The sequence below is a fragment of the Proteus mirabilis ATCC 29906 genome, from assembly GCF_000160755.1.
Classification (GTDB): Bacteria; Pseudomonadota; Gammaproteobacteria; order Enterobacterales; family Enterobacteriaceae; genus Proteus; species Proteus mirabilis.
Genome location: NZ_GG668576.1, coordinates 656473 through 668450, shown reverse-complemented (window position 1 = coordinate 668450; position 11978 = coordinate 656473). Strand labels below are relative to the sequence as shown.

9 protein-coding genes and 1 pseudogene are annotated in these 11978 nt (G+C 39.7%); 5 read left to right on the top strand and 5 right to left on the bottom strand.

Annotated features, from left to right (window positions below; translation table 11 throughout):
• The first annotated feature begins 20 nt into the window (after window positions 1–20).
• Window positions 21–2189 carry a S9 family peptidase gene (locus HMPREF0693_RS03120; RefSeq protein ID WP_004243395.1) on the top strand — a complete coding sequence of 723 codons (2169 nt, stop codon included), beginning with the start codon at window positions 21–23 and terminating at the stop codon, window positions 2187–2189.
• A gap of 185 nt (window positions 2190–2374) precedes the next feature.
• A complete protein-coding gene (locus tag HMPREF0693_RS03115; protein ID WP_004243393.1) occupies window positions 2375–4624 on the top strand; it encodes a TonB-dependent receptor domain-containing protein in 2250 nt (749 codons plus the stop codon).
• Between the two features lie 114 nt (window positions 4625–4738).
• Here HMPREF0693_RS03115 and xseA read toward each other — a convergent pair whose 3' ends face one another.
• Window positions 4739–6127: an exodeoxyribonuclease VII large subunit gene (gene xseA / locus HMPREF0693_RS03110; protein ID WP_004243392.1), complete on the bottom strand. Its 1389-nt coding sequence runs from the start codon at window positions 6125–6127 to the stop codon at window positions 4739–4741.
• A gap of 169 nt (window positions 6128–6296) precedes the next feature.
• On the opposite strand from xseA, the gene guaB reads away from it, so the two are divergent.
• The 3 genes from guaB to HMPREF0693_RS03095 all read left to right on the top strand — a co-directional run bounded on the left by guaB (window position 6297) and on the right by HMPREF0693_RS03095 (window position 10840).
• On the top strand, window positions 6297–7763 hold the full coding sequence (gene guaB / locus HMPREF0693_RS03105; protein WP_004243391.1) for an IMP dehydrogenase: 1467 nt from the start codon (window positions 6297–6299) through the stop codon (window positions 7761–7763).
• 84 nt (window positions 7764–7847) lie between these two features.
• Window positions 7848–9425, top strand: a complete 1578-nt coding sequence (guaA, locus tag HMPREF0693_RS03100; protein WP_004250844.1) for a glutamine-hydrolyzing GMP synthase — start codon at window positions 7848–7850, stop codon at window positions 9423–9425.
• A 218-nt stretch (window positions 9426–9643) separates the two neighbouring features.
• A complete protein-coding gene (locus HMPREF0693_RS03095) occupies window positions 9644–10840 on the top strand; it encodes a tyrosine-type recombinase/integrase (protein WP_004243389.1) in 1197 nt (398 codons plus the stop codon).
• A gap of 7 nt (window positions 10841–10847) precedes the next feature.
• On the opposite strand, the gene HMPREF0693_RS03090 is transcribed toward HMPREF0693_RS03095, so the two are convergent.
• The 4 genes and pseudogenes from HMPREF0693_RS03090 to HMPREF0693_RS19405 form a co-directional block, all read right to left on the bottom strand.
• Window positions 10848–11036, bottom strand: coding sequence for a hypothetical protein (locus HMPREF0693_RS03090; RefSeq protein ID WP_004243388.1), 189 nt, complete (start codon window positions 11034–11036; stop codon window positions 10848–10850).
• On the bottom strand, window positions 11036–11233 hold the full coding sequence (locus tag HMPREF0693_RS03085; RefSeq protein WP_004243387.1) for a hypothetical protein: 198 nt from the start codon (window positions 11231–11233) through the stop codon (window positions 11036–11038). Before HMPREF0693_RS03085 ends, HMPREF0693_RS03090 begins: the two co-directional genes overlap by 1 nt.
• Window positions 11234–11235: 2 nt before the next feature.
• The gene (locus HMPREF0693_RS03080; protein ID WP_004243384.1) at window positions 11236–11877 is read right to left on the bottom strand and encodes an MT-A70 family methyltransferase; all 642 of its coding nucleotides are present in this window, start codon (window positions 11875–11877) and stop codon (window positions 11236–11238) included.
• Window positions 11874–11978, bottom strand: a pseudogene (locus tag HMPREF0693_RS19405) (SAM-dependent methyltransferase); the annotation flags it as partial. The pseudogene HMPREF0693_RS19405 and the gene HMPREF0693_RS03080, both read right to left, overlap by 4 nt.

The window sequence follows — 11978 nt, the reverse complement described above, 5'->3', positions numbered from 1 at the left end:
AACATAACAAGGAATTAAACATGTTATCCGCGACAAGAAAAACGGTGACGCAGGGATTAACAGGTGCCATGATGGCAATCTTGATCACCGCAACACCGACAATGGCTCAAACAGAGAAGGACGTTATTATGATGCCACCGAAAGCGAATAAAATCCCCCATGTGATGACAGAACATGGTGACACTCGTACTGATAATTATTATTGGCTTAGGGATGATGCACGCAAAGATAAACAAGTTATTGACTATCTTAAGGCTGAAAATGCTTATACTGAGTCAGTAATGGCAGCGGGCAAAACACTAGAAAATACGCTCTATAATGAGATGGTTGAGCGTATGGCACAAAATGATGCCTCAGTGCCTTATGACTATAATGGCTATACTTACCAAACCATTTACCAAGAAGGTAAAGACTTTCCTATTTATCAACGTAAACCAATAGGAAGTGATGGAGAATGGGAAATTCTTGTTGATGGTAATGAACGAGCTAAAGGACATGAGTTTTATCAATTAGGTGATTTAGCCATTAGTCCAGATAACAAACGTATTGCTATTGCTGAAGATAAAGAAGGACGTCGCAACTATACAGTTGCTTATAAAGATCTGACAGACAAAACATGGCAAGAGAATGTTTTAACCAATATTTCAGCGAATTTAGTATGGGCAAATGATAGCCAAACACTGTTCTATGTAGATAAAGATCCGCAAACTTTATTGCCATACCAAATTTATCGCCATCAATACGGTAGTGATAGAAAACAAGACGTGAAAATCTTTGAAGAGAATGATGATCGTTTTTATACCTGGATGGAGAAAAGCAAATCAGAAGATTATATTCTAGTCACTATTGCAAGCTCTACAACTTCTGAATATCGTTTAATTGATGCCAATGCACCAGAAAAACCCATGGTGGTTTTTTCTCCTCGCCAAGAAGGGCGAGAATATTATATCGATCATTTTAAAGGTGAATTTTATATTCGCTCTAATCATGAAAGTGAGCTATATGGTCTTTATAAAACGGCCTCTATCGATGCACCTTGGCAAACCGTAATTGCTCCTCAGCCAGAAGTAGACTTGGAAAGCTTCGAACTGTTTAATCGTTGGTTAGTGCTTGAAGAGCGCAAACAAGGTTTAGTGTCATTACGCCAAATTGATTGGAAAACAGGACAATCAACAAATATTATTTTTGATGATCCTGTCTATATGGCATGGCTAAGTGTCAATCCACAAGCTGATAGTGAAGAGTTACGTTTTGGTTATACCTCAATGACTACGCCTTCTTCTACCTATCAATGGAATATGCAAACCAAAGAAAAACAATTGCTTAAACAGCAGGAAGTGAAAGGCTTTAAGCATGATTTGTATGAAAGTGAACGTATTTGGGTAAAAGCACAAGATGGTGTCGAGGTGCCTGTATCGCTGGTTTATCGTAAAGACTTATTTAAGAAAGGCGAAAATCCAATCTTAATTTACGGTTATGGCTCTTACGGCAGCAGTATCGACCCCTCGTTTAGCTCTGCCCGTTTAAGTTTATTAGATAGAGGTTTTGTATATGCCATTGTCCATGTTAGAGGTGGTGGTGAATTAGGCAAACGCTGGTATAACCAAGGGAAAATGGAGCATAAAGTCAACTCCTTTACTGACTTTATCGATGCCACAAAATACCTTATTAACCAAGGTTATGGTGCACCCAAACATGTCTACGCGATGGGCGGTAGTGCTGGTGGATTACTTATGGGAGCCGTTATCAATATGGCACCTGAACTCTACCGTGGTGTTGTGGCTCAGGTACCATTTGTCGATGTTTTGACAACCATGCTGGATGCTTCTATTCCGCTAACAACAGGTGAATATGAAGAGTGGGGTGATCCTGCAGATAAAGATGTTTATTTCCGCTTAAAATCTTATAGCCCTTACGATAATGTTGAGGCCAAAGCCTATCCTCATTTATTGGTCACTACAGGTTTACATGATTCTCAAGTTCAATATTGGGAGCCGGCAAAATGGGTGGCTAAATTACGTGAATTAAAAACAGATAATAATTTACTTCTGCTTGAAACCGATATGAGTGCAGGACATGGAGGTAAATCCGGTCGTTTTAATCGTCTACGTGATACTGCGAGAGAATATGCCTTTATTTTAATGTTAGAGCAGCCTGATATTTATTTTAAGACACAAAATATCAAGTAATTAAACCAAGCCTTTTAAATTTTTAATGATTAACCTGTCTCTCTTTAATGAGAGACAGGGTTAATGCTATTAATTTTTATCTTATAAAACAATAATAACAATATCGTTATTTATTAAATTAAATAACTTTTAGCTTATAGAAAGCAAAGTGAGCCTATTTAAATAAAACAAAGAATAGGTTTATTATGAAAACTCAATTAACAAGGAAAATACTTGGCTCTTGTATTCTATTTTCTGGTATTCATTCTCTGGTGTTTGCGGCTGAAACGGAAAAAACAGTTCAATTTAGTAGTTTAAAAGTCTCATCGGCACAAAAACAAACACCAGAGCAAAAAGCGTTATCTAAGCCGGGGGCTTATAGCGCTATTGGTGAAATCAATAATCTTAGCTCGGTAGAACAAGCATTACGATCTACACCGGGAACTTACACCCAAATGGATGCCAGTCAGCCGGGTGTTGGGGTTAATATCCGGGGATTAAGTGGTTTTGGTCGAGTCAATATGATGATTGATGGGGTGACACAAACGATGTATAGCACGTCACCTAGCCAATATGCGCATGGTGGACAACCATACAACCAGTTTAATAGCATGATCGATCCTAACTTTATTGTGCAAATTGATATTTCTCGTGGTCAACAAGATGGTGAAAATAGTATTAATGCGTTAGCGGGGAGTGCTAATTTTAAAACAATAGGTATTGATGATGTTTTATTTTCTAATCATCGTTGGGGAATAAGAAGTAAAGCGGCTCGAGGGACTAATGGATTAGGTTATAACGGTATGGTTGCGATTGCAGGAAAACAGCCGATATTTAATCATGATGGTTATATTGGCGCTATGTTTGCCATAAGTGGACATAATATTGAATCTTCTTATAAAAATGGGGCAGGTTTTAATAGTCATGAGTTTGCAACCACTAAAGACTTTAACCAAAAGCCACATTCTGAATTAGCAAAAATATCGTTTAAACCCAATGATTCTCATGAAATAGAATTAAGTGGTCGGTTTTATAATAATAAATTTAATCGAAGAACCATAGAGAGCCAAGATTATTATGCTAAATATCGTTATACCCCGCTAAACGATCTTTTTGATAGTGAAATATTATTGAGTAGAAGCCAAGCTTCACAAAAATTTGCCGGTGACTCTTTAATGTCATTACGCAATGGACATGCGAAAAATATTTCCAATGCACTTGTCGCTAAAAATACCAGTCGATTTAATTATCATGAGCTGGATATGGCACTAACATTAGGTACTAAACTGATGTCGATTGATTATAATCGAGAAGTGACAGCTCCTTCGAGCGACCCATGGCAATCACAAAATATGATTGAATACAATGTATTTGCTCCGCAAGGAAAAAACGACATCAGCAGTCTTTTTTCACAAATAAAATTTGAATACGATATTTATACCCTCGCATTAAATTTAAACTATACGGATTATCATATTAAAGGATATAAACCCGCTTGTGATCCCAAAGCAGCGTGTTTCCCTGAAGGTGCGATGAATGTTAATCGCCACGAAAAAGCGTGGGAGCCGGGAGCACTCTTTTCTGCACAAATTATCCCTGAATTTGAACCATTTATCAGTTATGCCCATACGACAAGGGCACCAAACCCACAGGAAATTTTCTTTGCTAATGAAGGTGGGGCATCGATGAACCCCTTTTTAAGAAGCGAGAAAGCGGATACTTTCCAAATAGGTTTTAATAGTTATCGCCCTGATTTAATTGTTGCCGGAGACAGCTTTCGCTTAAAAGCACTTTGGTATCATACTAAAGTTAAAAACTATATTTCCAGTGATTCTTATAATGTTTGTAAAGGGGGTAAACGCTGTAAAATCGATGGCACTTTTACTGACGATGACTACAGTGGCATGGAATACGATGGAAATATCTATTTATACACAAATAGCCTTGATCCTGTGACGATGAGAGGTTATGAACTACAAGTAAACTATGATGCTGATGTATTCTATACCACGCTTTCTTATAGCAATGAGCGCACCTCACAACCCACTTCTCTTGCGATGGGGGATTTTGGGCAAAGTCCTGCATCAGAACTTCCCAAATACTACGCAACGATTGATGCTGGTGTGAGGTTATTCGATGACCGATCTCTCGAATTAGGCACCATCATTCAAATTACCGGTAAAAGTCGTAAAGCTTCAGCTGAAGGGTTTGATTTTGATACAGGCACTATTCCCATGGTCGAACAAGAAAAAATCCCTACCGTGATCAACGCGTACGCTAACTATCAAATGAATAAAAATGTGTCATTAAAATTTGCGGTACATAATCTCATGAATAAAAATTATTCAAATGCACTTGATAGAAGTAATTCAGCGCCAATTATGGATGAACAGGGACAAAATAAACAAACGGCTAGAGGCAGAAGTTTCCTGTTTGGTGGAGAAATTCGTTTTTAATATAAACGATAATATACCCTGAAAGCAGGGCGAAAGCGTTTTCTGCTATCCATCGTTACCAAGTAACACAAACGGCATCATTAAGATGCCGTTGTTATGGTTGCCATGTATGGTTTAAATGGATGACTTACTCTTGGGGGCTGGTTTACGTTTAGCAGGTATTTTTTGTGTATTTATCACTTCACTGGTGATCCAGCCATCTTCAACACGCGTTTTTAGCGTATCACCTTTTTTAACTTGTTTCGTATTTTTCAGTACGTCACCTGAAGCAACTTCACTAATACTGTAACCACGAGAAAGGGTTGCGAGAGGACTCACACTTTCTAAACGTGAACAGCTAATTGCAAATTGTTCACGTTGACGAGCAAGCTGTTGTGAAATACTTTCTCTCATACGATAAATTAACTGTTGTTGTTGGCGCAGTAGTGCTTGTATTTGAGGGCTTGGCTCTTGGTAATTAAGGCGTTTTTGTAGCTGAGTATGTTGATTCTGTTTTGTTTGTAAGAGGCGCTGAAAACTGGTCACTAAACGCTGTTTAGTTGTAGCCAATACATTTTGTTGGCGAGCAAGGCGTAAGTGTGGATGCTGTTGTTGTAAGCGATGATGAAGTTGTGTTAGTGCGCGTAATTTTTTTGCTAGATAATAATCCATCGCCATTTCAAGACGTTGTTGCTGTGATTGCAATTGGCGTAATAGCTCAAGTTTGTTGCGACTAATTAGCTCTGCGGCGGCAGAAGGGGTTGGCGCTCTAAGATCGGCAATAAAATCAGCAATAGTCACATCGGTTTCATGACCCACGGCACTGACAATAGGAATATCACTAGCAAAAATAGCACGGGCTACGCGCTCATCGTTAAATGCCCAGAGATCTTCCAATGAGCCGCCGCCTCGGCCGACAATTAGCACATCACATTCTTTACGACGGTTAGCCAGCTCAATGGCATGGACTATCTGCATTGGTGCTTCCGCACCTTGAACGGCTGTGGGATAAATAATGATAGGTAATGAGGGATCACGACGACGTAAAATATTTAAAATATCGTGTAAGGCTGCGCCAGTTGAGGAGGTGATCACCCCAATTTGTTTAGCAGGTGTTGGTAGTGGTTTTTTATGAAGAGCATCAAATAAACCTTCAGCGCTTAGTTTTTGTTTTAAAAGCTCAAATTGCTGCTGTAATAATCCATCACCCGCCGGTTGCATACTTTCGACAATCAGTTGGTAATCACCACGGGGTTCGTACAGTGTGATAGTCGCACGTACTAATACTTGCTGACCATGTTGAGGGCGAAAAGTGACTTTTGTGTTTTGACCGCGAAACATCGCCGCTCTAATTTGAGCATGGGTATCTTTTAACGTGAAATACCAATGACCAGAAGCAGGTTGAGTAAAATTGGAAATTTCAGCACTGATCCAAATGCGACCCATTTCCATTTCTAATAACTGGCGAACGGTCTTATTTAGACGGCTAACAGTAAAAATATTATTGTTTATCGGTAGAGTCATGTGAGCCAGATCAAATTTTAAAACAAAGACTTAATTGACTGATACTACCTAAGTTAGCCAGAGGATCAATAAAAATTTTCAAAAAAAGCTAGAAGCAACCGATTACGGTGTGTATAATGCCGCGGCAATATTTTCCATTTCTTAAAAGCCGCCTTGGTGAGATATTGCTATGTTACGAATTAAAAAAGAAGCACTTACATTTGATGATGTTTTGTTAGTTCCTGCACACTCGACTGTCCTTCCTAATACTGCTGATTTATCTACTCAACTGACTGAAACAATTCGCTTAAATGTGCCTATGCTTTCTGCTGCAATGGATACTGTGACTGAAGCATCTTTAGCTATTGCATTAGCTCAAGAAGGTGGAATTGGTTTTATCCACAAAAACATGCCTATCGAACGCCAAGCTGAAGAAGTTCGTCGTGTTAAAAAACATGAAAGCGGTGTTGTGACGGATCCTATCACGGTAACACCAGAAACTTCTTTACGCGAAGTCCAAGCAATGACAGAGCGTAATGGTTTTGCTGGCTATCCGGTAGTGACTAAAGATAATGAATTAGTGGGTATTATTACTGGTCGTGATGTTCGCTTTGTCACTGATTTAGACCAACCTGTCACTGCGGTAATGACGCCAAAAGAGCGTTTAGTTACCGTTAAAGAAGGTGAAGCACGTGATGTTGTTATGCAAAAAATGCATGAGAAGCGTGTAGAAAAAGCCTTAGTAGTCGATGATCATTTCCACTTAAAAGGCATGATCACCGTTAAAGATTTCAAAAAAGCAGAACGCAAGCCTAATGCATGTAAAGATGAGCATGGTCGTTTACGTGTAGGTGCTGCGGTTGGCGCTGGTGCAGGTAACGAAGAGCGTATCGCCGCATTAGTGGCAGCTGGTGTTGATGTTCTTCTTATCGACTCCTCACATGGTCATTCCGAAGGGGTATTACAGCGTATTCGTGAAACTCGCGCTTTATATCCAAACTTACCTATTATTGGGGGGAATGTGGCAACCGCAGAAGGGGCTTTAGCGCTGGCGGATGCAGGTGTGAGTGCTGTTAAAGTGGGTATTGGCCCTGGCTCTATTTGTACCACTCGTATCGTAACAGGTGTTGGGGTTCCACAAATCACTGCGATTGCTGATGCTGTTGAAGCACTGAAAGATCGCAATATTCCGGTGATTGCTGATGGTGGTATTCGTTTCTCTGGTGATATTGCTAAAGCATTAGCCGCTGGAGCAGCATGTGTAATGGTTGGCTCTATGTTTGCAGGTACAGAAGAATCTCCGGGTGAAATCGAGCTATTCCAAGGTCGCTCTTATAAATCTTATCGTGGTATGGGCTCTTTAGGCGCAATGTCTAAAGGTTCATCAGATCGTTATTTCCAAACTGATAATGCAGCAGACAAATTAGTACCAGAAGGTATTGAAGGTCGTGTGGCATATAAAGGCTTACTGAAAAATATCGTTCACCAACAAATGGGTGGCTTACGTTCATGTATGGGCTTAACAGGCTGTGCAACCATCAAAGAATTAAATACCAAAGCTGAATTTGTTCGCATCAGTGGTGCGGGTATTCAGGAAAGCCATGTTCATGATGTGACTATCACGAAAGAATCGCCTAACTATCGTTTAGGTATGTAATTATTCGAGAAAGGCTTGAAAACAGAAAATGTTAACAAGCCTTTCAATTTAATGACTTTTTATTTGTTTTGGAATTCACCACAAATGACAGCAAATATCCATAATCATCGCATTCTTATCCTTGATTTCGGTTCGCAATATACACAACTTATTGCTCGCCGTATTCGCGAAATCGGCGTTTATTGTGAACTCTGGGCATGGGATGTTACCGAAGAACAAATTCGTGAATTTAACCCCAATGGTATTATTCTGTCTGGTGGCCCTGAAAGTACTACAGAAGACAATAGCCCACGCGCTCCGGAATACGTCTTTAATGCGGGTGTGCCGGTATTAGGTATCTGCTATGGCATGCAAACTATGTCTATGCAATTAGGCGGTGATGTTGAAGTCTCAGGTGAGCGTGAATTTGGTTATTCACAAGTTGAGATCCGCGAAACCTGCGAACTGTTCCGTGATATTCAAGACTCCGTAAGTGAAGATGGCAAACCTTTATTAGATGTATGGATGAGCCACGGTGATAAAGTTACGGCTATTCCCGCTGATTTTGTCACTATTGCTAGCACTGAAACTTGCCCATTTGCGATTATGGCAAATGAAGAGAAGCGTTTCTATGGTGTACAGTTCCACCCAGAAGTTACCCATACCCATCAAGGTTTAGCCATTTTAAAACGCTTTGTGTTAGATATCTGTGGTTGTGACGCATTATGGACATCCGCGGCGATTATTGAAGATACTGTTGCTCGTTTAAAACAACAAATTGGCGACGATCACGTTATTCTCGCGCTATCGGGTGGTGTAGACTCTTCTGTTACCGCATTATTATTAAATCGTGCCATTGGTAAACGCTTAACCTGTGTATTTGTTGATAATGGCTTATTACGCCTTAACGAAGCCGAACAAGTTATGGCGATGTTTAAAGGCAAATTTGACCTCAATATTATCCATGTTGAAGCCGAAGATCGTTTCTTAACTGCGCTAAAAGGTGAAAACGATCCGGAGAAAAAACGCAAAATTATCGGTCATACCTTCATTGAAATCTTTGATGAAGAAGCGGTTAAATTACCGCAAGTCAAATGGCTAGCACAAGGCACAATCTATCCTGATGTGATTGAATCAGCCGCATCTGCAACAGGTAAAGCGCATGTGATCAAATCACACCATAACGTAGGTGGCTTACCTGAAGATATGAAGTTAGGTTTAGTGGAGCCATTAAAAGAACTATTTAAAGATGAAGTGCGTAAAATCGGACTTGAGTTAGGTTTACCTTACGACATGCTATACCGTCATCCATTCCCAGGACCAGGTTTAGGGGTGCGCGTATTGGGTGAAATCAAGAAAGAGTATTGTGATTTACTACGTCGTGCTGATGCTATCTTTATTGAAGAGCTACATAAAGCCGATTTATACAATAAAGTCAGCCAAGCATTTACAGTATTCCTACCTGTCCGTTCAGTGGGTGTTATGGGCGATGGCCGTAAATACGATTGGGTAGTTTCATTACGTGCTGTAGAAACCGTAGACTTTATGACTGCACATTGGGCACACTTACCTTACGATTTCTTAGGCCGTGTTTCTAATCGCATTATCAATGAAGTAAATGGTATTTCTCGCGTGGTTTATGATATCAGCGGAAAACCACCAGCAACGATTGAGTGGGAATAAAATAACGTTTATCAGCAATAGTTGATAAAGGTTAAAAAACCAAGAGCCATCAGTAAGTTACTGGTGGCTTTTTTGTTTTCTATGGTTGCTAATGGTTGACAAGAGCCGAAAAAAATGACGGTATAGGAGACGGTATCAAAATATAAATTATAAAATTAAGACACTGATACCGTCATAAATTTGCTGTCATTTGACGGTATCAGCATTGAGGTTATAGCATGCTGACCGATACAAAACTAAGAAGTTTAAAGCCACAAGACAAGCTTTATAAAGTGTCTGATCGAGATGGTTTATACGTTGCAGTGACAAAAAGTGGTGTTATTTCATTTAGATATGATTATCGTTTTAATGGAAGGAGAGAAACGGTTACTTTTGGTCGATACAGTGCTGACGGTATCACGCTTGCAGAAGCAAGAGCCGAATTAATTGAAGCGAAAAGGCTACTAAACGCAGGTATATCGCCAGCTTCAAAGAAACGTGACGGTATTGAGAGTAAAAAAATAGGGACGGTATTCAAAGACTATACCGTCAATTTCCTTCGTGATGCTCAATATGCCGACTCTACAAGGGCCATGAAAGAAGCAATTATTGAAAAAGAAATCTATCCTGTATTCGGCAAGCTTCAACTAGAAGAGATCACTACACCACGGCTTAGAGCTTTGTGTGAAAAGATAAAGGATAGGGGAGCAAAAGCGACCGCATTACAAGTGCGTGAGATTATTGGCTCTGTTTTTACTTATGCCATAGATAGAGGTTATGAAATTACTAACCCAGCAGATGCAATAAAGGCATCTTCGATAGGTACTTTTCAAGCGCGCGAAAGGGCAATGTCACCGAAAGAAATCGGTATCTTATTTCGTGAACTAGAAAACTATAGTTGTTATCCAACCTTAAAATTGGCCGTTAAATTTGTCTTGCTAACATTAGTTAGAAAGTCTGAGTTTATTCACGCTACATGGGATGAAATAGACTTTAAAAATAGACAATGGGTGATCCCTAAAGGGCGAATGAAGGGGAGAAAAGAGCATGTTATTTATCTCTCTGACCAAGCAATGGATATCCTCACAGGAATGAAAGTTTGTGCGATGGGAAGCAATTACTTAATGCCTGGTCGATATGATATTAAAAAGCCACTTTCTAATGCTGCATTGAATAACGTGATTGATGGCACCGTAAAACGTATCAATGAAAAAGGTATTGAGTTCGAACCGGTTACTGTTCACGATTTACGACGTACTGCAAGCACGCTATTGCACGAAGCAGGTTATAACTCAGATTGGATAGAGAAATGTTTAGCACACGTTCAAAATGGCGTTAGAGCCGTTTACAACAAAGCTGAATATGCTGAACAGCGCAGGAAGATGTTACAAGAGTGGGCTGATATGGTGGATGAATGGATAAAAGAGAAAGATTAACGCTCGGTCATTCTTCGCCAAGTGTTTTATAAGCAAGTAGTGACGATAGGTAAAGCACACCAACAACAGGCCAGATTGTGGAGTAAAACAGTCTGACCACAATATCTTTTATATTGTCGCTTTCGTGCTTAGACTCTGAAAATAGATATCCAGCAAGCCATAAGTACACAGCCAATAACGTGAGTACAATAATCATTATCCGTTTTTCCTTTTGTACTGAGCGTAATCATCACCACACTCTTTAGAGCAGTAAGCGCTGTTCTCTGTTACAGGCTCTTCACGACACCAGATACAAAACCCTGTTAAGCTTTTGGCTGGTGGCTCTCTGTTTGCTAATGCGGTGTTGATTTGTAGAGCAGTTAAGTCATTAGCATCATCTGCGATATCAGGCATATTTATTCCTTACAAATAAAATGAGAGTTGATAAGTTCGATACTGTTGTTAGGACATTGATTACCCCATGCATCCCAACCTTGTGACATGTCACGAGCGAATAGCTCAATGCGATTTACATCACCGTACAACTGTTCAAGACGGTTTTTTACTTCCCACGGTTTTTCACTATGCTCACCTAAACAACTAAATACGATTTGTTTAACGCTAGCACTAATGCGCTGTAACCCATTGCCTCGAGTAGCGATTAAAACATCTTCACTATTGGCTCTGGTGTAGTTTCCCCCATTCATTTTTGTTTCAGCATCTAATAGTTCAAACAGGTCGTGATAATCAAATAACTCACTGTTTTGAATCGCCTTATCAATTCGTTGCCATGCTAAAGGGTTAAACTTAACCCATGTAAAAGCTTTCATTGTGCGGATTTTAAAGCCCCACGCTTCGGCTAATTTAATAGCCTCGAGTACAAAATTACCGGTATACCACATGGCAAGAACTGCGTTATCAGATGCAATAGAATGAATAGGGAGATGGGTTAAATTAAAGAGAGAAGTTGTTGGATAATGATTTTTAGCAGCACCGTTTGAAACTTTATTTTTGTAATCCCACGGAGGATCACAATAGATAAGGTCGTATTTTTTCATTTAACCTCCTTAAGAAAAGAGATCCAGTGCGTCTTATCATTTTTCCCTACACGTTGTATTGCTGTTGGTTTTTGGTCTGTTAGTGCTAAAATTTGTTTAAC